The following is a 21,249-nucleotide window of genomic DNA, read 5'->3' on the forward strand; positions in this document are numbered from 1 at the left end:
GGCTTTGGCAATTAACGTTTTTTCTTCGGTCGGAAGATGATGTCCTTTTTACTTCCGGCTCGCAGCGGAATCTCCTGCCCGCGGTGGAGCGTGTAGGCGTCGTAACCGAGTTCGGTGAAAAGCGCGACGATGCGGTCGCGGTTCTCGCCGCCCGTCTCGATGAGCACCGTGGGGCGGAATCGTTCCAGCAGCGGCCGCATCTCCTCCATGATGACGACTTCGTAGCCTTCGACGTCGCATTTGATGAAGTCGATGCGCGTGAGGTGGCCGAACAGCTCGCTGCCGCGCCGCATCTCGGCGGTGAACTCCACGTCGGCCTCGGCGCCCGCCTCCATCACGAAATTCTGTCCCGTGCCGAAGTAGCCGCCCGTGCGGACGGTGGCGTTGCCCATGCGGATCTCGCCCTCGGCGGCGCCGAGCGCATAGGGCAGGATGTCGACGTTGCCGCAGCCGCTCAGGTTGCGTTCCAGCACCCGACGGATCGGCGCCACGGGTTCCACGGCGTAGACGTGGCCGTTGCGGCCGGCGATGCGCGACATCAGGCGGGCGTAGTAGCCGAGGTTGGCGCCGATGTCGATGGCCAGATCGCCCGCCCGCATCAGGCGGTCGAGGTGGAACGTATATTCCGTGGCCGGCGCGTGGCGCCCGATACCCAGCCGGTGCGACAGAAAGAACATCGCGCTCACCGTTTGCAGGTAGCCGCCCAGCGGCAGAATCCGGTAGAGAAGTTTGTGCAGCAGTCTGTTCATTTCGGACGACGGGCCTTAGTTGTCGTAATTCACCTGCCCGTTGAGCACCTCCACGACGAAGGGGTTGTAGAGGCTCTCGTGGCCGATCGTGGTCGATTCGCCGTGTCCGGGGTAGACCTCCGTTTCGTCGCCCAGCGGGATGAGCCGTTCGAGGATCGAACGCATGATCCACGAGTAGTCCCCGCCCGGCAGGTCGGTGCGGCCGATCGACTCGCGGAAGAGCGTGTCGCCCGTGAAGACGGCCTTCACCTGCGGCGCGTAGAGCGACACATGGCCCGGCGTATGGCCGGGCGTGGGAATGATTTTCAAGGCGGTGTGGCCGAAACGCACCTCGTCGGTCGTATCGAGGTCGAGGTCGATCGAGGGCATGGCGCCAACCTTCACGCCGAAGATCGAACTGCCCGGTGCGGCGTTGTCCAGCAGGAACTTGTCCTTGCCCGAGAGGGCGAAGGGGATGCCGTAGGTATCTTTGAGAAACTGCACGCCCAGCGTATGGTCGAAGTGCCCGTGGGTGTTGACCGCCATGCGGGGGTGCAGCCCGCGCGAGTCGATGAACTCTTTGAGCCGGGCGTTCTCGCGCTCGTCGGAGTTGCCGGCGTCGACGACGATGCACTCGTTCGTGTCGTCCCACACCACGTAGGTGTTTTCGCAGATCGGATTGAATTGCAGCGATGCTACTTTCATATCATGTGAAGTCTATTTGTACAAAGGTACATCTTTTCGCAGAGATTTGAAAGCGGCGGCTGCGAATTGTCGATCACTTTCGTGTTCGTTTTCTCGCCTCGGCATAGTCCGCAAATCCGGTGCAGAACGAAAATCAGGTCGCGCGGAGCGCACCGTCATTCCGTAGTGCGAAAAATCGGGAAGAAGAGACGACGACGGTGGCGCCGTCGAAAACGCGGGCGCGAGCTTGTCCGCGTAGCGTTTTAGGCGCAACCGACGGCGGTTCCCCGACTTTTTCGCTCTACGGATGCTTTGGGCGCCACCTTTTGGCAGCAAAAGGTGGTAAAAACCGCGCTCCTCGCAAGAACACGCGAACCGCCGGTTCGGGAATTCGCCGACGTTTCTTCGGAAACATTCTTTCTTGTACTTTCGGCTTGATCCCCAAGTTCACGATCGTGTTCGTTTTCTCGCCTCGGCAGAGGTTGCAAGCAGCCTCTGCGAAAATGTTCGCAGGGGCGGCGATGTGCGGTTCGGCGAGAGGTGGAAACAGCACAGGCGCTGCAACGGCAATTGCAGCGCCTGTGCTATGGCATAGAGATGCCTGCGGACGGTCAGGCGTATTTAAACGTCGATTCGTCCGATACGGTCAGCTTCTTACGGCCCTTGGCACGACGGGCGGCCAACACCTTGCGACCGTTAGCCGTGGACATTCTCAGGCGGAAACCGTGCTTGTTGATTCTCTTCCGGCGCGACGGCTGGAACGTTCTTTTCATTGCCATAGCAGTATCCTTTTTGTTTTGTAATTTGCGCAGTTTGCGGAGTGCAAATGTATAACAAAAAAACGACACGCAAAAATTTTTCCCGAAAATATTGTGTTTTCGGCGTGAAAACCCCTTTCGGAAGGTCGCGGCGCGACAGGCGGGAGCCCCTTCGGACGACGGTTGAAAAAATCGGGCGGCGCGGGCTGTTTATCGGTATATTTTGACTATTTTTGCAAAGCCGAATCCGATCGGTGGCCGGCCGTTCCGGCCGCATCGGGAATGAAACGGGCCGGAACGTATCGGCGCGTGAGAAGCGCGGGTTCGGCGTCGAACTTATGGGGTTGACTCTTCGGCGATTTTTATGCGTGCTCCTCTCCGCGGCGCTGCTTGCGGCGGGGTGGCTCGGACTGTCCGGCCTTCCGCTCGTCGTAGCGCTGGTGCCCCTGCTGTGGATCAGCCGCAGTTACGGGTCTTCGCGCCGCGACTGGTGGGGGATGTTCGGCTGGGCATGGCTGGCCTTCGTCCTCTGGAACGGCGCGACGATCTGGGGCTTGTGGTATTCGACGCCCGTCGGTCCGTTCGCCGCGACGCTCGTCTCGACCTTCCTCAATATGCTGGCCTTCATGTTGTTCCATACGGTGAGCAAGCGGGCGCACAAGGCGTTGGCCTACACGCTGCTGGTCGCGGGCTGGATCGCTACCGAATATTGGTACACCGTGGGCGAATTCTCGTTTCCGTGGCTGCTGCTGGGCAACGGTTTCGCGAACGACACATGGGCCGTGCAGTGGTACGAATATACGGGTATCTTCGGCGGTACGCTGTGGGTGCTGGTCTGCAACCTGCTCTTTTTCGAGGCGTGGCTGCATCGGCGCAGCGTGCGGCACTGGGTGCGTGCGGCGCTGGCCGTCGTCGTGCCGGCGGCCGTGTCGCTTGCGATCTATGCGTGCTGGGAGGAGCCTGCGCAGCGGATCGAGACGGCGGTCGTGCAGCCCAACGTCGACTGCTACGACAAGTTCAATACCGCGCCGGGGTGGCAGCACGAAAACCTGCTGTCGCTGCTGGCCGAAGTTCCTTCGTCGGCGCAGTTGATCGCCATGCCCGAGACGGCGCTCGTCGAGGGGCTCAACGAAGCCTGGCTGTCGGCCAGTCCTTCGCTCGCGCAGTTCGAGGCGGCGCTGGCGGCCGACCATCCGGATGCGCTGCTGGTGGTGGGGGCCGACACCTATAAAGTCTATGCCGAGGGAAATCAGACCGCGACGGCGCGTTTCCGCAACGGTGTCTGGTACGACCGGTTCAACACGGCGCTGGCTCTCGACGCCGGGGGTGTGCGGGACATCCACCACAAGTCGCGGCTGGTGATCGGTGTCGAGAAGATGCCGCTGCCGTGGCTCTTCGACTGGCTGAGTTTCCTTATCATCGATCTGGGCGGTACGACCGGCCAGCTGGGCGTCGATACGCAGCGCACGGTCTTTGCGGCCGACAGCGTGCGGGTGGCGCCGGCCGTCTGCTACGAATCGGTCTACGGCGCCTACGTGGGCGAGTTCGTCCGCGGCGGGGCGCAGTTGATCCTGGTCATCACCAACGACGGCTGGTGGCGCGATACGGCCATTCACCGCCAGCACTTCTCCTTTTCGCGTCTGCGCGCGATCGAGCACCGCCGCGCCGTGGCGCGCAGCGCCAATACCGGCATTTCGGGCTTCATCAACGCGCGGGGCGACGTGGTCGGCCCGACGCTCGGCTGGGCCCGTCGGGGCGTGCTGACGGCTCCGGTCGCCTTGTCGGACGAGCTGACCGTCTATACCCGCTACGGCGACTACTTGGGGCGGATAGCCCAGTACGTGATGCTGCTCTGCCTCCTTTACTACGTCGCCTATCGCGTCAAGCGGCGCAACTACCTGGTCGATTAATCCAAACAAATATCGCTTCGCATGAACTATTCACAAACGCTCGAATTTCTCTTTTCGTCGATGCCGACGTTTCAGGAAAAGGGCGTCACGGCCTACAAACCGGGTCTGGAACGTATCGCGGCTTTCTGCCGGCATTTGGGCAACCCGCAGCGGAACTACTTCACGATCCATGTCGCGGGAACCAACGGCAAGGGTTCCGTTTCGCACATCATTGCCGCCGTGCTGCAACAGGCCGGTTACCGCACGGGTCTCTTCACGTCGCCGCATCTGCACGATTTCCGCGAACGCATCCGCGTCGACGGCGAGATGATCCCCAAGCAGAAAGTGGTCAATTTCGTCGACAAGCACCGTGACAAGATGACCGAACTGGGACTTTCGTTCTTCGAGATGACGGCGGCGCTGGCGTTCGACTACTTCGCACAGAGCGACGTCGAGGTGGCCGTCATCGAGACGGGGCTGGGCGGGCGGCTCGACGCCACGAACATCCTGCTGCCCATCGTGAGCGTGGTGACCAACGTCGGACTGGAACATACGGCGCTGCTGGGCGATACGCTGGCGAAGATCGCCGCCGAGAAGGCCGGTATCATCAAGAAGAGCATTCCCTTCGTGCTGGGCGAAGCGAACGCGGCCTACGATGCGGTGTTCGAGCAGGTTGCCGCCGCGAACAAGACGCGCGTGGTCTACGCCGAGCGGGAGTTCGCCTGCGAGGGCCACGAGCTGTGCGGCGACCGGCAGCACTTCCGCATGGTGCGCCGCCGCGACGGCCACGTGCTCGATTTCGATCTCGACCTGCTGGGCGAGTACCAGTGCCGCAATGTCCTGACGGCGCTGGCCACGCTCGACTTGCTGCACGAACAGACGCCGCTGACGATCAGCCGCCGCGCCTTCGTCGACGGCGCGGCGAGCGCCGCCCGCACGACCGCGCTGCAAGGGCGTTGGCAGTCGTTGGGCGAGCGGCCCAAAGTGTTGTGCGATACGGGGCATAATGCGCACGGACTGGCCTATGTGGCCGAACAGCTGCGCCGCTCGCACGAAGGCGGCCGTCTCTACTGCGTCGTGGGCTTTTCGGGAGACAAGGACATCGACGCCATTCTGGCGCTGTTGCCGCGCGACGCCTACTATCTCTTTACGCAGGCGGCCAGCGAACGGGCGCTTCCGGTGTCGGAACTGGCCGCCCGCGCTGCGGCGGCGGGTCTCGACGGCGAAGCGGTCGCAACGGTTCCCGAGGCCGTGACCAGGGCGAAGGCGCTCGCCGCTCCCGCCGACACGATCTTCATCGGCGGTTCGACCTTCGTCGTGGCCGAGGTGTTGTGACCCGTTTTCGTACCGCCGCCGGCGGGAATGAGAGAAGAGGCGCCCGAAACTGATCGGGCGCCTCTTCGGTCGTAAATGGCTGCGGAGACCTACTCCTCGTCGGTGTCGGTGTACTCTTTGAGCAGTTTGGCCTGCACGTCGGCGGGCACCTGTTCGTAGGAGGAGAAACGCATCGTATAGGTCGCCGCCCCCGACGTGAGCGACGAGAGCGTCGTCGAATAACGATAGAGCTCGGCCAGCGGCACGCGGGCGTTGAGACGGTCGAATCCCTTGTCCGAGTTCATGCCCTCGATCATCGCGCGGCGGTTTTGCAGGTCGCTCATCACGGCGCCCATGTATTCGCTCGGCGTCAGCACCTCGATGCTGTAAATCGGTTCCATGATCTTGGGGCCCGCATTGCGGAACGCCTCCTTGAAGGCGTTGCGGGCCGCCAGCTTGAACGAGATTTCGTTCGAATCCACCGGGTGCATCTTGCCGTCGTAGATCACTACGCGGATGTCGCGGGCGTAGGAGCCCGTCAGCGGGCCTTCGTCCATCTTCTCCATGATGCCTTTGAGGATCGCCGGCATGAAGCGCGCGTCGATGGCACCGCCTACGATCGAGTTGTAATACTGCAACTTGCCGCCCCACGGCAGGTCGTACTCCTCCTTGCCCTTGATGTTGACCGTGATGTCGCCCTTGCCCGGAATCTTGTAGCTCTTCGGTTCGGGAATCCCTTCGTAGTAGGGTTCGATCACCATGTGCACCTCGCCGAACTGGCCCGATCCGCCCGACTGTTTCTTGTGGCGGTAGTCGGCCTGCGCCACTTTGGTGATGGTCTCGCGGTAGGGGATTCGCGGCGCGATGTACTCGATCTCCATCTTGTTATCGGCGGCCAGGCGCGCTTTGAGGATGTTGAGGTGATGCTCGCCCTGGCCTTGTATGATCGTTTGTTTCAGCTCCTTGGAATATCCGACCAGAATCGTCGGGTCTTCGTACTTGGCGTCGTTGAGCAGTTTGCCCAGCTTCTCCTCGTCGGCCTTGACCTTGGGCTGTACGGCGGCGCGGTAACGCGGTTCGGGGAATACGATCGGGGTGATCGTCACGGGTGCGGAGGGTGCCGCGAGCGTGTCGTTGGTGCGCGTGCCTTTCAACTTGACCGTGCAGCCGATGTCGCCGGCCGCCAGTTCGGTCACTTTGATGCGGTTTTTGCCCGCCACGGCGAAGAGCTGCGAAACCTTCTCCTTGTTGCCCGTGCGGGTGTTGAGCAGCTCCATGCCTTCGGTGAGTTTGCCGCGGATCACGCGCAGGTAGCTGATCTCGCCGATGTGGGGTTCGATCTGGCTCTTGAAGACGAACGCCACGGCCGGCTGCGTCTGGTCGGCGGCGATCTCCTCGCCCTCGGTCGAGAGGAATTTGGGCGCTTTGAGTGGCCCCGGAGCGACGTTGATGATGAACTCCATGAGGCGTTTCGTTCCGACGTCGCGCTTGCCGCTGGTGCAGAACAGAGGCATGACTTCACGCCGCGAGAGACCGATTTTGAGTCCCGAACGGATGTCGTCCTGCGTGAGCGTCCCCTTTTCGAAATAGAGCTCCATGAGCGCCTCGTCGTTCTCGGCGGCCATCTCCACCAGTTCGCGGTTCAGCTCCGTGGCGCGCTCCATCTCCTCGGCCGGAATATCGAGCTCCTCGCGCGTGCCGTTCTCGTCTTTGAAGCGGTAGAGTTTCATCATCAGCACGTCGATGAAGGCGTTGAAGCCCGGCCCCTGGTTGACGGGGTACTGCACGACGACGGGTTTCACGCGCGATGCGGCGCGGATGCTCTCGACCGTCCCCTCGAAGTTGGCCTTCTCGGCGTCGAGCTGGTTGATGACGCCGATGAGCGGTTTCGACAGTTCGCGCGAATAGCGCGCCTGAATCTCCGAACCGACTTCCCAGCCGTTCTGGGCGTTGAAGACCATTACTCCCACGTCGCCCACCTTGAAGGCCGAGAAGAGGCTGCCGCAGAAGTCGTCCGATCCCGGACAGTCGATGATGTTGAGCTTGCGTTCCATGAACTCCGTGAAGAGGATCGTGGAGTAGATCGAGCGTTTGTATTCGTGTTCGATGTCGGTGTTGTCCGACAGCGTATTGTTCGTTTCGACGGCGCCCCTGCGGTCGATGACCTTCCCCTCGTAGGCCATTGCTTCGGCGAGGGTGGTTTTTCCGGAGCCGGGGGCGCCGATCAGGACGATGTTCTTGATCTCTTTCGCTGAGTAGTTTTTCATATCGAGAAGTTTTAAGGTTTTTCCTGTTTTTCGGATTATAAATATATGAAAAAATCCGCAAAATCAAGTGCGGAGGGTGAAAAATTTATAAATTTTATCAATATCTTAGAATCGCTCTGCGGCTCGGCCGCGTTTTTGATCGGAAGCACGGTCGGGAGGTCGTGCTTTTGCCGTCGGGCGGGGTGCGATTGTTGATAAATGATTGAAAACTTTGTGCCGCCGGACGAATATTTTCGGGCGCCGGAATCTATCTTTGCCATGAAACAACCGGCCTGGCGCCGCACCGGTGCATCGCGTGCAGGGTCTTCATTGCAGGTTTCCCTTCCCGACGGGGGATTCGGAGGATGTATCAATCATGGAATTTGGCGTTCGTCGGAAGACGCCGTAAGTTAGGAAGGACGTAATTTCATCGTTGATAAAGCCTCGGTTCATACATATTTTAATTACGTCTTTCCTACATGGAGTTATGGCTGAGAACAAAAATTTAGGTATCGATCTCGAACTGGACGAGACGGTCGCGCAGGGCAACTACTCGAATCTCGCCATCATCGCGCATTCCACTTCGGAGTTCATCATCGATTTCGCGGCTGTCATGCCTGCCGTTCCCAAAGCGAAGGTCAAGAGCCGCATCATCCTCACGCCGGAACATGCCAAGCGCCTGCTGATGTCGTTGCAGGAGAATATCGTGCGTTACGAGAGCGTGCACGGTCAGATCGTCATTCCTACGCCGCAGCATACGGGCGACCAGTTCGGCGGCAAGATCGGCGAAGCCTGACCTTCTCGCTTTCCAGCCTTTCGTCGTACGGCGTCGTGCGGCGCTGCGGGTCCGCACTCGCTTCGGACAGGGGCGTGCGTCGTTTCGCACTGCTGTCCGCAGCGGCCGCCGAAGCGCGGCGCGGATGCTTTCCCTTTGGGAGACCTGGGCCGGGACGAAACGAAATGCGGTGCGACGGGATCTCCCGTCGCACCGCATATTCACGTTCGGGCGGTATGCGCTCAGGCGCGGAGCCGTATGCGTTTGGCCTCGCAGGCTTTGTCCACCTCGATCTCGAAATCCGACAGTACGTTCATGTAGTTGATGAAGGCTTCGTAGGGCGATCCGTAGGGGTTGAAATAGGAGTGCACGTCGCCGTCCGACAACCATTTGGTAGCCATGTAGTAGAAGTGGTCGGAAGTTTGGAGGAAGTTCCACACGTAATCGAAATCCTTGTTTTTTAACGCCTTGATCTTATCTCTCAGGCCGTATAGCTTCGTGAAGGCTTCGTTTTGCAACTCGTTGCCCAGCCATGCCGTGACGTCGCGCTCCTCGTCGGCCCACGACATCACGTGCGGGCAGTGGAGCACCGCCACGGGCTGGTACTTCTTCGCCGCCTCGCTCACGGTGGCGAATTCCAGCTTGCGTGTGGCCAGTGCCGCTTTGGGCAGCGCCTTCATGAAATCGAAGATGCCCGTCGAAGCCTTCTGGTGCTCGCCGAAGGTTTCGTAGTCCATGAAGAGGTTCACTACCTCGCCCACCGTATCGTCCGAGGCGATCCAGCCGGCGAACTTGTCGGCCGTCAGCGGCCATTCGTTCCAGCTGCGGTTCGAGAAACGGAAGGCGATGTCGTCCGACAGCTTGTAGTTGCGCAGCAGCACGTGCAGTTTTTGATTCAGTGCGTTGGCATAGACGTAGTTGGGCGATTTCCAGCCCAGCACGTGTTTGGCGCCTTCGGCCAGGATGGTCTTGAACCCCATCTGGGCGACCGTTTCGCCGATTTGGTCGGAGTAGATCAGCTCCGTGTTGCGGAAGGCCGTGGGTTTCATCCCGAACTCCTTGCGCACGAGGGCCGTATGGAGTTTCACCTGCTCCTCGAAATCCTCCTTCGAGCGGAGCGATGCCAGCGAGTGGGAGTAGGTCTCGGCCAGGAACTCCACGCATCCCGTGGCAGCCAGTTCGCGGAACGAGTCGAGCACTTCGGGCGCATAGGCTCGGAACTGTTCGACGGCCGACCCCGTGATCGAGAACGAGCAGCGGAATTTGCCCTTCTGCTCCTTGATGAGGTTCAGCAGCAGGGCGTTCATCGGCAGGTAGCACTGCCGCGCCACTTTTTGCAGGATGGCGTGGTTGGTCAGATCGTCGAGGTAGTTGTGATCCACGCCCATATTGAAAAACCGGTAGGTTTTCAGCCGCCAGGGCTGATGAACCTGAAAATAGAAACAGATCGTTTTCATGGTGATATGTCGTTTGTGTTGTTATTCCCGTTGGCGTGCGGCCGCCTCGTCGATGACCGCCTGATAGACCGCCTTGATCTTCGCGGCGGCGTTGTCCCATTTGAGTCCGGTCACCTCGTCGAGCCCCTTCTCGGCGAACATCTTCGCCAGCGCGGGATAGGTAATCAGGGCATAGATCGCATCCGACAGGGCGTCCACGTCCCAATAGTCGACTTTGAGCGCGTAGTCGAGCACTTCGGCCACGCCGCTCTGCTTGGAGATGATGACCGGCACGTTCGAGCGCATCGCTTCGAGCGGCGAGATGCCGAAGGGTTCCGACACCGAAGGCATCACGTAGACGTCCGACAGCTGGAACATGCGGTGCACATCCTCGCCGCGCAGGAATCCCGTGAAGTGGAAGCGGTCGGCGATGCCGAGGCGCGCCACGCGGCGGATGACGTGGTTCATCATATCGCCCGAACCGGCCATCACGAAGCGCACGTTCGGTACCCGTTTGAGCACCTTGGCGGCCGCCTCGACGAAGTAGTCGGGCCCCTTCTGATAGGTGATGCGCCCCAGGAAGGTGACGATCTTGTCCCCGACGCCGCGTTCGGGGGCGGCGCACTCCGCCTCGGCGAACCGCACGGCGTTGTGCACCGTCACCACCTTTTCGGCCGGAATGCCGTAGCGGGTGACGATGATGTTGCGCGTGAGGTTCGACACGGCGATCACACGGTCGGCGGCCTCCATGCCCGCGCGTTCGATGGCATAGGTCTGCGAATTGATGTTCTCGCCGCTGCGGTCGAACTCCGTGGCGTGCATGTGCACGACCAGCGGTTTTCCGGAGACCCGTTTGGCGGCGATTCCGGCGAAGTAGGTGAGCCAGTCGTGGGCATGGATCACGTCGAACTGCCCCGCCAGATCGCGGGCCACCTGCGCGGCTACCATCGCATAGCGCGCCACCTCCTCCATGAGGTTCGCGCCGTATTTGCCCGAAAAGGTGTAGCGCTGCTTCCAGAGGTCGGTCGTCTCCCACGTCTTACGTCCCGTGCGGACGTACTCGTCGTGATAGGACTTGTACTCTTCGGGCGAGACGTAGGGGACCATGTTCGAGTCGATGCGGATGAACGACATCTTCTTCCACAGCTCCTCCGTATCGCCGGAGGCGGCGCCGAAGAGCGTCTCCACGTCGCTGGCGTTGACCACGCGCACATAGTTCTGGTCTTCGTCTCCGGTGGCACGGGGCATGACGAAGGTCACGTTGACATCGTTTCGCGCCAGCCCGCGCGTCATGCCGTAGCAGGCCGTACCCAGACCGCCTGCGATATGAGGGGGAAATTCCCATCCGAACATTAACACTCTCATGGCTGACTATTTTTTGACGGTTTTACGTTCTGTTTTGCGCCTTCCGTTCCCTTTGGCCGGGGCTTTGGGGCGTTTCGCGGGTTTCGCCTCTTCGTCCGCCGCCCCTTTCCGTGCGGAATCCGCAGGCGCGGCCGCCGCCTCCGTCGCCGTGCGGGGTTTCGCCGCACCGGCCGCTCGGCGGGAGCCTGTTTTCGGGGCGGCCTTCTCCCTCTTCTTCCGCCATGCGGGGTCGAAGCGCTCCATGAGCCGGTAGAGTTCCAGCACGGCGCCGACGCTCCACGCATAGGAGATCGCGCTTTTAGGGGCGAAGGGCGGGTCGGCGTCGTACATCTTCGAGATCGAACCGATGCCGTGGCACTGGATGTCCTCGTCGAAGTCGGCGAGGAACCGCTCGACTTCGGGTGTGTAGTCGGCGCCGGTGAGCGCATAGCGGGCCTTGACGTAGAAGGGCAGCGGCCATACCCACACCGTACCGTTCATCGCGGCGTGGGAGCGCATCCGGTCGTCGCCGGCGTAGGAGCCGTTGTAGAGCGGATTCTGCGGCGAGAGCGAACGCAGCCCCTTCGGGGTGAGCAGGTATTGGCGGACGATGCGCAGCACGGAGATGAGCTGCTCCTCGTCGAGCATCGTGTAGTTCAGGCCGCAGGCGACGACCATGTTGGGGCGGATGAAGCGGTTGGTCTCGGCGTCGTTTACGAAATCGGCCAGGTATCCCTCCTCCGGAAGCCAGAATTTTTCCAGAAACGACGCCTTGGTCTGCGCCGGAGCCTCCTTCCATTCGGCGGCGAACGCCTTGTCGCCCGCCTCTTCGGCCAGTGACAGCGCATAGCTGACGGCATTGTACCACAGGGCGTTGATCTCGACCTGATACCCGTTGCGCGGGGTGACGGGCCGCCCGTCCGCATAGGAATTCATCCATGTGAGCGCCACGTGCTCGTCCGACGCCCAGACCAGTCCGTTGCCGTGCAGCGCCACACGGCCGCCGATGCCGCGGCGGTAAGCCGCGAGGATCGACTTCATCGCTTCGCCGTAGCGGCGCCAGATCTCGCGGCTGCCGATCTCGGATTCCAGTTCCTGCAATGTGTAGAAGAACCACAGCGGGGCGTCGGCTTCCTGCGCGGCCGATGCCGAACCGGCGAAATCGCCGTCGCGGAGCGTGCGGCACACGCTGTCCAGCACGTCGATGCAGTCCTCCTTGTGATCCTGTTCAAGCGTGATGCCCGGCAGCGACATGAAGGCTTCGCGGGCGATCTGCGCCGTGAGCCAGGGATAGCCGGCCATCACCTCCGTGCGGCCGTCGGGGCGCCGGATGACGAACTGCCGGGCCGAGTGGCGCAGCAGGCTGTGGAAATCGATCTTGTGGGTGCGGCGTGCCAGCGCGCGGTCGAACAGCGCGCCGATCTCGGCCGACGAGGCCATCTCTTCGACCGACGCCGAGAAGATCACGCTCTGTCCCTTCGACAGGGGCAGTTCGAAATAGCCCGTCGTCAGCAGGTCTTCGTAACCGTCGTAGCCGCGGGCCAGCTCCTGCGGGTATTCGAATCCGTAGTACCAGTCGGGTGCGGCCACGAATTCGGCGTCGGGCCGGTTCGTTTGGAGGTAGAGCCACGGATAGCCTTCGTAGAGGCGGTTCTTCACGCCGCCCTGCACGGGGTAGGAGCGGCCGTTGGCCTCCATGTTGGCATGGGTCAGCGCCTCCTTCTCGCGATAGGCGAAGAAGGGCCGCAGCCGCAGGCGGATGTCGGCCGGCGAGTCGAGCAGCGTGTAGCGGATCATCAGCTGCGTGCGCTTGTGAATCCACAGCAGCTCCTTGCGCAGGATGACGCCGCCCACGCGGTAGGTGATCGTCGGGGTCGGCGTGTAGGCGAAGTCGGTGATGTACTTGTGGCCGCGCGGTTCGTAGACGCCGCGGAAACGGTGGATAGCCAGATTGAACGACTGATCGTGCTGGACGATGGTCTCGTCGAGCGACGACAGCAGCACGCAGGTCTGGTCGCCCCTGCCGATCGGGGCGACCATCAGACCGTGGTACCTGCGCGTATTGCAGCATACGATCGTGGTGCTCATGTAGCCGCCGCGGCGGTCGGTCGAGAGCACCTCGCGTTGCAGCGAATATTCGAGGTTGCCCAGTTCGTTCTTGTCGAAAGTAAGTGCAGACATGGTTTATGTTGTGATAGTTAGGATCGTTTCAGTAAAGTTATTGAAAAATATCCGGTTTTCCAACAACGAAAACGTAAAAATCGCAGCCTCGCACTCCTCCGTCCTTTCGGGGCGGCACCTTCCCGGCTCAAACGGGTTGCCGAAATTTTGCGTTTGCGGTCCGCAGACCCTCCGGCGCCGGAAACGACGCCGGAGGAGCGGTCCGGAAGTTTCTTGCGGCGGCGACCGCGTCTACGCCCACTTCACCAGCGCGAAATCCATGCGGTGCGGCAGATGCGGGTTCGAGGGGTAGATGCGCAGCGCCACGTCGAACGACCCCGAGCGGCCCGAACGGTAGTCGAGCGCGTAGGTGACGGTCGTCCCCTCGACGGCCGTGCGTTCGAGCGGTACGGTTTCGATCACGTTGACCGGCTGGCCGTACTCGATCTGCTTGGCCACGACCAGCTCGGCGCCGATGTCTTCGGGACGGAGGTCGGCCACGTCGATCTTGATCTCGAAGGGGTAGTGCTCCCCGACGAACATCGCTTCGCGGTCGATCTTCGCCTGCTTGACCTCGACGATGCGCACCTTGTCCCACGCGGCCGAGATCCGGCGTTTCCATGCCGCGATTTCGCGCGCCAGCATGTAGTCTCCCGCGACGATCTCGTGCCGGCGTGCCGCCAGCTTGCCGTAGAAGCGCTCCTCGTAGTCGCGCATCATGCGGTTGGTCGTGAAGTTCGCCGCGATGTCGGCCACGCACCGTTTGACGGATTCGACCCAGTCGCGCGGGATGTTCTGTTCGTCGCGCTTGTAATAGAGCGGTACGATCTGCTCCTCGATCGTGTTGTAGATCATCTCCGCGTCCAGTTCGTCCTGGAACCGCTGGTCGGCGAAGGTCCGTTCCATCGGCAGCGCCCAGCCGGCGCCCTCCTTGTAGCCCTCGACCCACCAGCCGTCGAGCACCGAGAATTGCAGCACGCCGTTCATGACGCACTTCTCTCCCGACGTACCCGACGCTTCGAGCGGGCGGGTCGGCGTGTTGAGCCACACGTCTACGCCCTGTACCATTTTTCGCGCCAATTCCATGTCGTAGTTTTGCAGGAAGAGAATTTTCCCGACGAATTGCGGCATGGCCGCCACCTCGACGATGCGTTTGATGAGATCCTGCCCCGGCTTGTCGTTGGGGTGCGCCTTGCCCGCGAAGATGAACTGCACGGGCCGCTCCTTGTTGTTGACGATCGCCGACAGGCGGTCGAGGTTCGTGAAGAGCAGGTAGGCGCGCTTGTAGGTGGCGAAGCGGCGTGCGAAGCCGATCGTCAGTACGTCGGGTTTGATCCCTTCGACGATCTGCACCATCTGGCGCGGCGAGTCGATGCGCACCTGGGCGGGGTCGCTGTACCGTTTACGGATATGATCCACCAGCTTGCGTTTGAGGAAAATGCGCTCCTGCCAAAGTTCGGCGGCGGGGATGTCGTGCACCTTCTGCCAGGCGGGGATGTCGTAGTCGTGCCCCGAAAACCCTTCGGGGAAGTAGCGCATGTAGAGCCGCCGCAGATTGGAGGCGCACCACGTGGGGAAGTGTACGCCGTTGGTGACGTAACCGATGTGCAGCTCGTTCTTGAAGTAGCCGGGCCACATGTTGCCCAGGATGTCCTTCGACACCTCGCCGTGGAGCCACGACACGCCGTTGACCTCCTGCGAGAGGTTGCACGCCAGCACCGACATCGAGAAGCGCTCTTCGGGGTCGTTGGGGTTGGTCTTGCCCAGATTGATGAACTGTTCCCACGTGATGCCCAGCACGTCGGGGTAGTGGGCGAGGTATTGGCGGATCATCGACTCGGGGAAGGCGTCGTGGCCGGCCGGCACGGGGGTGTGGGTCGTGAAGAGCGACGACGAGCGGACCACTTCCAGCGCTTCGGAGAAGGTGAGCTTGCGGCGCACCAGATCGCGGATGCGCTCGATGCCGATAAAGGCCGCATGGCCCTCGTTGCAGTGGTAGACCTCCTGCTTGATGCCCATGGCCCTCAGGGCGCGGATGCCGCCCAGGCCGAGCAGCAGCTCCTGTTTGAGCCGGTTCTCCCAGTCGCCGCCGTAGAGGTAGTGGGTGATCTGACGGTCTTCGTCGAGATTGGCTTCGTAGTCGGTGTCGAGCAGGAAGAGGTCGGTGCGGCCGACCTGGCATCGCCAGACGCGGGCCGAGAGCGTACGCCCCGGCAGGGCGATCTGTACGGTCGTCCAGTTGCCCAGCTCGTCGCGCACGGGCGAAATCGGCAGCTTCGAGAAGTTCTGCGCCTCGTAGGTCGCCTCCTGCGCCCCCTGCGCCGAGAGCCGCTGCGTGAAGTAACCGTAACGGTAGAGCAGCCCCATGGCAACCATCGGCACGTTCTTGTCCGACGCCTCTTTGAGGTAGTCGCCGGCGAGGATGCCCAGGCCGCCCGAATAGATCTTCAACGACGAGTGCAGTCCGTATTCCATCGAGAAGTAGGCGATCGTCGGCGCCTTCGGATCGGGTTTTTCGCTCATGTATTCGTTGAACATGGCGTAGACGCCGTCGAGCATCGCAAGGAACGAACCGTCCTGTTCCAACTCCTGCAACCGTTCGAGCGGCAGCCGGTCGAGGAATACGATCGGGTTCTTCTCGCACTCCGACCACAGCTTCTGGTCGATGTACTCGAACAGGTCGCGGGCGCCGCTGGTCCAGCTCCACCAAAGGTTGTGCGAGAGCACTTCGAGGGCGTGGAGACGCTTGGGAAGCACCTTCTCGACCATCACGCGGTTCCAGTGCGGTTTTTCGGTGATGAGCTGCTGCCGCACGAAATTGATCTGTTCGGTCGCGCCGCCTCCGTCGTTGAGCACCGCACGGTTGGTACGGGTCACCGAACGTTCGATCGCTTCGGAATAGGCTTTTTCGTAGGCTGCGTAGAGTTCGCTCCACAGGGCCGTGCGCGACAGTTCGGCGGCGGCGTTGCGGGCGATTTCGACCTCCTGCGGGGTATATTTGGTGAAATGCAGCAGCGCCTTGGCGATTTCGCGAGCCGCTTCGGCGTAGTTGTCGTCGTTGCGTGCGACGAGCGTCACGCCCTCGTGTTCGCCCTGAGAACCGGCCCAGAGTCCGAATCCGGCCAGCGTGGTGGTGAGCGTCGGTACCGAGAAGGCCGTCGATTCGAGCGGCGTGTATCCCCACGGCTCGTAGTACGAGGGGAAGAGCGTCATGTCCATTCCCACCAGCAGTTCGTAGTAGCTCTTGTCGAAGATGCCGTCGCGGCCGTTGAGGTAGGTGGGGACGAAGACCACCTTCACCTTCGACGACGGGTTGGCCAGCACGCTGCCGGCGATCGAGTTGAGGATCTGATCCCATTCGGGATGTTCGAGATAGTGGGTGCAGAAGCGGTTCTGCTTGGGATCGATCGGGCTGTTTTCGTCGGCCAGATGCGCCTGCAAATCCTTGCGGGGACCGGTCGTGGCGGACGGTACGGTGATGTAGACCAGCACCTCGCGGTCGAGGGCGTCCGTTTCGGCGAGCTGTTTCAGGGCGTCGAGGAAGATGTCGATGCCTTTGTTGCGGAATTCGTAGCGGCCGCTCGTGCCGACGATCAGGGGTTCGCCGTCGAATTTGCAGCTCAGCGTCGCCTCGGCCGTGCGGATCATCGCGCGGCGTGCCTCGGCCCGTTTTTCGTCGAACTCCCTGCCGTTCCACACGAAGTCGTCCTCGAAGCCGTTGGGGGTGACGACGTCCACCGTGCTGCCCAGCAGGCTCTCGCATTCGCGGGCGGTGATTTCGCTCACGGTGCAGAACACGTCGTGTTCCTGCGAGGCGATCTTCTCGATCGAGTGTTTGGCCACGACGTTGAACTGGCGCGCCAGTTCGCCGGCGTTGAGCCGTCCCAGATCCTTGTAGAGCGGCAGCCCGTTGCCGGCCACGCAGCGGCCCGTCACCGTGGCGTGGGTCGTGAAGACCGTGGCCACGTAGGGCGAGTACTTGCGCAGGTAGAGTCCGCCGGCGGCGGTCATCCACTCGTGGAAGTGGGCCACCACCTTGTCCGTCGAGGCGCAGAAGTTCTCCACGTAGGAGGCGATGACCTGTCCGGCCGCGTGGCCGAAGAGCACCGGCTCGATGTAGTCCCACTGTCCCGAGATCGAATCGACGTGGTAGGTCTCCCACAGGAATTTCAGGATGTCGTCCTTCTTCGGGAAGAGCGACGTATAGTCGACCAGCACCGCGATCGGACGGCCGACGACGCGCCAGCGGCCGATGCGGATGCGGATGCCGTCGTTGTAGACGCTCTGGCGCCACGCTTTGAGCAGCTCGTCGTCCTCCTCGAATTCGGGATTGTCGCCTTCGCGCTGGATGTCGGGGCCGATGAGCAGATAGTTGTCGCCCAGTTTGCTTTCGACGGTGCGGGCCTTGGTCGAAACGACGGTGTGGATGCCGCCGACTTTGTTGCAGACCTCCCAGCTCACCTCGAAGAGGTAGTCGGGCGTCAGCAGTTCGTTTTCGTTCATATCTTGTCGGATTTTTGATAATTCGGTTCGTACCTGCGGTCGACAGGAAGGTGTTTCACCTGCAAAGGTACTGCCGAATGATCTATATTTGCAAATTTATAAAAATATTTAATAATAACTTAACCTTAACATTCCCAGAACAGAGCGGCGATCACGGCGTCCGACAGCAAAAACCGTTCGGCGGGGATCGCCAGCCGTCCGTCGCGCAGGGTGGCGTCGCCCGCGTCGAGCCACGGGCGCGCCGCGTCGAGCAGGGTTTCGAGCCGTGCCGGCCCGAACCGTCGCCCGATCGCCTTCGTATCGAGCCCTTCGGCCGTGCGAAGCGCCGTCATCACGGTCTCGTTATAGCGGTCGCGTTCGGTCAGGCGCTCCGATTCGTAGCGGTCGCCGCCGGCCAGGTAGCGCCCGATGTCGGCGACGGCCCAGCGCCGGCATTCGCCGTCGAACGAATGTGCCGCAGGGCCGATTCCCAGATAGGGGTCTCCGCTCCAATAGGCGCTGTTGTGGATCGCCCGGCGGCCGGGCAGGGCGTAGTTCGAGACTTCGTAGTGCTCGAATCCGGCGTCGCGGAGCGTGCGGTGCACCGTGAGGAACTCCTCTTCGCTCGTCTCTTCCGTCACGGGGGAGAACCTGCCCTGCGCCATGCGGCGGCCGAAGGCCGTCTGCGGCTCTACGGTCAAATGGTATGCCGAAACGTGCTGCACGCCCAGCGCGACCGTTTCGCGCAGATTGCGTGCGAGCGTCGCGGCGCCGAATCCGGGTACGCCGAAGATCAGGTCGACGGTCACGTTGCCGAAGCCCGCCTCCTGCGCCTGTCGCACGGCCTTGCGCGCCGCGTCGGCCGTATGGCGGCGGTTCATCAGGCGCAGCTCCCCGTCGTCGAACGACTGTACGCCGATCGAGAGGCGGTCGACCCGCGTGCGGGCCAGCCGCCGCAGGTAGTCGGGCGTCAGGTCGTCGGGGTTGGCCTCGACGGTGCACTCTTCGAGGGCCGTGCAGTCGAAGAGTTCGGCGGCGTGGGCGATGAACTCCTCCAACTCCTCGGGCGGCAGCAACGAGGGGGTTCCGCCGCCGAAATAGATCGTGCGCAACTGCTCCGCAGGCAGGAATCCCGCTTCGCGGCGCAGTTCGTCGTGCATCGCCTCCACGACGGCCTTCATCGGCCGCAGGTCGGCCGACTTGTAGAAGTCGCAGTAGGCGCAGACACGCTTGCAGAAGGGGATATGGAGATAGAGTCCGGCCATTTTGACGTTTAATATTCTAACAAATCTAACGAAAAAAAACGGAAAAAATTGGACTGCCCGCCGAAAAAACGGAGGATTCGGTTTTTTCTTCCGACGGATGGGTCAATTCGTCCGGAGCGCGAGGTTGTTTAAAATTTTTATTAACTTTGCGCCGTCATGAAAACACAAGCGGAACTGACCGAGCTGCTCGATTTTATCGGCGAGTACGCCACCTACCTGCTGGGGTCGGGCGTGCATACCTCGCGCGTGGTGCGCAATGCGCGCCGTATCGGCGCCTCGCAGTCGGTCGACGTGCGGCTGACCACTTTCCAGCGCACGTCGATCCTGACCGTGCGCGAGGAGGGGAACCCGCAGGTGGTGACGCAGGTGGTCGAGATCCCGCACCTGCCGATCAGTTTCGAACGCAACTCCGACCTCAGTTCGCTGAGCTGGGAGGCCGTCGACCGGCGGCTGCCGCTCGATGTGATCCGCGAGAAGTTCCGCAAACTGACCGCAAAGCCGCGCATGGACCCGATGTTCGTGCTCATGGTCGTGGGGCTGGCCAACGCTTCGTTCTGCAAACTCTTCAACGGCGACTGGGTGGCCGTGGGGATCGTCTTCACCTCCACGCTGGCGGGCTTTTCGGCCCGGCAGCAGTTGACCAAAGCCGGCGTGAACCACTTCATCATCTTCATTCTCTCGGCCTTCGTCGCGTCGCTGTGCGCTTCGTCGGCGCTGCGCTTCGACTGCACGGCCGAGACGGCCATCGCCACGAGCGTGCTGTTCCTCGTTCCGGGCGTGCCGCTCATCAACGGCGTGATCGACATCGTCGAGGGGCACGTGCTGATCGGTTGCAGCCGTCTGATCGGCGCCCTGCTGCTGATCCTCTGCATCGCCGTGGGGCTGTCCGTCACGTTGTTAATGGTTAAGGGAAGCCTGCTATGATCGCTGCGGATATTTTCGTCGACGGGTTTTTCGCGGCTGTCGCGGCGATCGGGTTCGGGGCCATCTCCGACCCGCCCCTGCGGGCCTTCCCGTCGATCGCCCTGCTGGCCGCCGCAGGCCACGCCCTGCGTTTTGGCCTGATGACCTGCGCGGGACTCGACATCACCACGGCGACGCTCTGCGCCTCGCTGCTCATCGGACTGGGAAGCCTCTGGCTCGGCGGCCGGATCTACTGCCCGACCACCGTCCTCTCGATTCCGGCGCTGCTGCCGATGGTGCCGGGCATCTACGCCTACAAGACGGTCTTCGCCCTGATCATGCTCATGCAGCACACCGCCGAGAGCGATGCGGCGCGGCAGTATATGGATGCGTTCCTGCTCAACGCGACGGTCACCGTCAGCGTCGTCTTCATGCTGGCCGTCGGTTCGACGGTGCCGATCTTACTCTTCCGCCGCCGCGCCTTCTCGCTCACGCGGCGCCGCAAACCCCGTAAAGCCTGATTGCATGGAGATTTTCTGGAATACCATCGCACGTTACAATGCCGCCACGTGGCCGTGGCAGATCGCGATCGTGGCGGCGGCGGCAGTGCTCACCGTCCTGCTCTACCTCCGCCCGACGCAGAATGTCAAACGGGCCATGAAACTCTTTCTGGCGGGTCTCAATGCCTGGATCGCCGTGGTTTACTATCTGGTCTGGTGCGGCCAGCGCAGCCACAGCGACGTGCTGGCCCTCTTCTGGGGGATCATGGCCGTGATCTGGCTCTACGACCTTTATGCCGATTTCACGCGCTTCGAGCGCACGAGCCGCCCCAACGGCTTCGCCCTGCTGCTCTACCTCATGCCGCTGGCCTATCCGCTCTTTTCGCTGGCGCGGGGGCTGTCGTTCCCGATGATGACCATGCCCGTGATGCCCTGTTCGGTGGCGGTCTTCACCATTGGTCTGATGCTGGCCTTCACGCACCGTATCAACATCTTCCTCGTACTGTTCCTCTGCCACTGGGCGCTGATCGGGCTGGCGAAGGTCTACTTCTTCGGTATTCCCGAAGACTTCCTGCTGGCCGCCTCGACCGTGCCGGCGCTCTACCTCTTTTTCCGCGAATACATCGCCAAGAACCGCGAACTGCGCACCAAGCCCGACGCGCGGATGCTCAACGGGCTGTTGATCCTGCTCTGCATCGTCATCGGCCTTTTCTTCACCGCCACGCTGCTGCACCAGATCCGGCTCTACGTCTGACCGGACGACCG

15 protein-coding genes are annotated in these 21,249 nt (G+C 61.9%); 6 read left to right on the plus strand and 9 right to left on the minus strand.

Annotated elements, in window-relative coordinates:
* Positions 1-11: 11 nt before the first annotated feature.
* The 3 genes from FMF02_RS06840 to rpmH form a co-directional block, all read right to left on the minus strand.
* Positions 12-749: an FkbM family methyltransferase gene (locus tag FMF02_RS06840; RefSeq protein WP_019130523.1), complete on the minus strand. Its 738-nt coding sequence runs from the start codon at positions 747-749 to the stop codon at positions 12-14.
* 15 nt (positions 750-764) lie between these two features.
* Positions 765-1,433, minus strand: a complete 669-nt coding sequence (locus FMF02_RS06845; RefSeq protein WP_141412596.1) for an MBL fold metallo-hydrolase — start codon at positions 1,431-1,433, stop codon at positions 765-767.
* Between the two features lie 590 nt (positions 1,434-2,023).
* Positions 2,024-2,185 carry a 50S ribosomal protein L34 gene (rpmH, locus tag FMF02_RS06850; RefSeq protein ID WP_026074915.1) on the minus strand — a complete coding sequence of 54 codons (162 nt, stop codon included), beginning with the start codon at positions 2,183-2,185 and terminating at the stop codon, positions 2,024-2,026.
* Between the two features lie 218 nt (positions 2,186-2,403).
* On the opposite strand from rpmH, the gene lnt reads away from it, so the two are divergent.
* Both lnt and FMF02_RS06860 read left to right on the plus strand, forming a co-directional pair.
* Positions 2,404-4,080 (plus strand): apolipoprotein N-acyltransferase, encoded by a 1,677-nt coding sequence (gene lnt / locus FMF02_RS06855; RefSeq protein ID WP_227044843.1) that lies wholly within the window; start codon positions 2,404-2,406, stop codon positions 4,078-4,080.
* Between the two features lie 21 nt (positions 4,081-4,101).
* Positions 4,102-5,394, plus strand: a complete 1,293-nt coding sequence (locus tag FMF02_RS06860) for a bifunctional folylpolyglutamate synthase/dihydrofolate synthase (protein ID WP_019130519.1) — start codon at positions 4,102-4,104, stop codon at positions 5,392-5,394.
* 89 nt (positions 5,395-5,483) lie between these two features.
* Here the strand turns inward: FMF02_RS06860 and fusA2 are convergent, their stop codons facing one another.
* On the minus strand, positions 5,484-7,640 hold the full coding sequence (gene fusA2, locus FMF02_RS06865; protein WP_141412597.1) for an elongation factor G2: 2,157 nt from the start codon (positions 7,638-7,640) through the stop codon (positions 5,484-5,486).
* A gap of 466 nt (positions 7,641-8,106) precedes the next feature.
* Between fusA2 and FMF02_RS06870 the strand changes: the two genes are divergently transcribed.
* Positions 8,107-8,415, plus strand: coding sequence for a DUF3467 domain-containing protein (locus FMF02_RS06870; RefSeq protein WP_019130516.1), 309 nt, complete (start codon positions 8,107-8,109; stop codon positions 8,413-8,415).
* 221 nt (positions 8,416-8,636) lie between these two features.
* Here the strand turns inward: FMF02_RS06870 and FMF02_RS06875 are convergent, their stop codons facing one another.
* From FMF02_RS06875 to hemW, 5 genes are all read right to left on the minus strand, one after another.
* Positions 8,637-9,851 carry a glycoside hydrolase family 57 protein gene (locus FMF02_RS06875; protein ID WP_019130515.1) on the minus strand — a complete coding sequence of 405 codons (1,215 nt, stop codon included), beginning with the start codon at positions 9,849-9,851 and terminating at the stop codon, positions 8,637-8,639.
* A 21-nt stretch (positions 9,852-9,872) separates the two neighbouring features.
* Positions 9,873-11,195 (minus strand): glycosyltransferase family 4 protein, encoded by a 1,323-nt coding sequence (locus FMF02_RS06880; protein WP_317129817.1) that lies wholly within the window; start codon positions 11,193-11,195, stop codon positions 9,873-9,875.
* Positions 11,196-11,201: 6 nt separating this feature from the next.
* A complete protein-coding gene (locus tag FMF02_RS06885) occupies positions 11,202-13,355 on the minus strand; it encodes an amylo-alpha-1,6-glucosidase (RefSeq protein WP_141412598.1) in 2,154 nt (717 codons plus the stop codon).
* Positions 13,356-13,586: 231 nt separating this feature from the next.
* Entirely contained in the window at positions 13,587-17,837 is a 4,251-nt protein-coding gene (gene glgP, locus FMF02_RS06890; protein WP_141412599.1) for an alpha-glucan family phosphorylase, read from the minus strand.
* Positions 17,838-17,962: 125 nt separating this feature from the next.
* Positions 17,963-19,081, minus strand: coding sequence for a radical SAM family heme chaperone HemW (gene hemW, locus FMF02_RS06895; RefSeq protein ID WP_141412600.1), 1,119 nt, complete (start codon positions 19,079-19,081; stop codon positions 17,963-17,965).
* 156 nt (positions 19,082-19,237) lie between these two features.
* Between hemW and FMF02_RS06900 the strand changes: the two genes are divergently transcribed.
* The 3 genes from FMF02_RS06900 to FMF02_RS06910 are packed head-to-tail and all read left to right on the plus strand — an operon-like array spanning position 19,238 to position 21,238.
* Positions 19,238-20,005, plus strand: a complete 768-nt coding sequence (locus FMF02_RS06900) for a threonine/serine exporter family protein (RefSeq protein ID WP_019130510.1) — start codon at positions 19,238-19,240, stop codon at positions 20,003-20,005.
* Positions 20,002-20,505 carry a threonine/serine exporter family protein gene (locus tag FMF02_RS06905; RefSeq protein WP_019130509.1) on the plus strand — a complete coding sequence of 168 codons (504 nt, stop codon included), beginning with the start codon at positions 20,002-20,004 and terminating at the stop codon, positions 20,503-20,505. The genes FMF02_RS06900 and FMF02_RS06905 overlap by 4 nt, the downstream gene beginning before the upstream one ends.
* A gap of 4 nt (positions 20,506-20,509) precedes the next feature.
* A complete protein-coding gene (locus FMF02_RS06910; RefSeq protein ID WP_019130508.1) occupies positions 20,510-21,238 on the plus strand; it encodes a DUF6064 family protein in 729 nt (242 codons plus the stop codon).
* The last annotated feature ends 11 nt before the right edge of the window (positions 21,239-21,249 follow it).

The sequence above is a fragment of the Alistipes communis genome, from assembly GCF_006542665.1.
Taxonomy (GTDB): domain Bacteria; phylum Bacteroidota; class Bacteroidia; order Bacteroidales; family Rikenellaceae; genus Alistipes; species Alistipes communis.

Coding starts and splice junctions, on each gene's coding strand:
- FMF02_RS06840 (WP_019130523.1), bottom strand. CDS start 749: ATGAACAGACTGCTGCACAAACTTCTCTACCGGATTCTGCCGCTGGGC.
- FMF02_RS06845 (WP_141412596.1), bottom strand. CDS start 1,433: ATGAAAGTAGCATCGCTGCAATTCAATCCGATCTGCGAAAACACCTAC.
- rpmH (WP_026074915.1), bottom strand. CDS start 2,185: ATGAAAAGAACGTTCCAGCCGTCGCGCCGGAAGAGAATCAACAAGCAC.
- FMF02_RS06860 (WP_019130519.1), top strand. CDS start 4,102: ATGAACTATTCACAAACGCTCGAATTTCTCTTTTCGTCGATGCCGACG.
- fusA2 (WP_141412597.1), bottom strand. CDS start 7,640: ATGAAAAACTACTCAGCGAAAGAGATCAAGAACATCGTCCTGATCGGC.
- FMF02_RS06870 (WP_019130516.1), top strand. CDS start 8,107: ATGGCTGAGAACAAAAATTTAGGTATCGATCTCGAACTGGACGAGACG.
- FMF02_RS06875 (WP_019130515.1), bottom strand. CDS start 9,851: ATGAAAACGATCTGTTTCTATTTTCAGGTTCATCAGCCCTGGCGGCTG.
- FMF02_RS06880 (WP_317129817.1), bottom strand. CDS start 11,195: ATGAGAGTGTTAATGTTCGGATGGGAATTTCCCCCTCATATCGCAGGC.
- FMF02_RS06885 (WP_141412598.1), bottom strand. CDS start 13,355: ATGTCTGCACTTACTTTCGACAAGAACGAACTGGGCAACCTCGAATAT.
- glgP (WP_141412599.1), bottom strand. CDS start 17,837: ATGAACGAAAACGAACTGCTGACGCCCGACTACCTCTTCGAGGTGAGC.
- hemW (WP_141412600.1), bottom strand. CDS start 19,081: ATGGCCGGACTCTATCTCCATATCCCCTTCTGCAAGCGTGTCTGCGCC.
- FMF02_RS06900 (WP_019130510.1), top strand. CDS start 19,238: ATGAAAACACAAGCGGAACTGACCGAGCTGCTCGATTTTATCGGCGAG.
- FMF02_RS06905 (WP_019130509.1), top strand. CDS start 20,002: ATGATCGCTGCGGATATTTTCGTCGACGGGTTTTTCGCGGCTGTCGCG.
- FMF02_RS06910 (WP_019130508.1), top strand. CDS start 20,510: ATGGAGATTTTCTGGAATACCATCGCACGTTACAATGCCGCCACGTGG.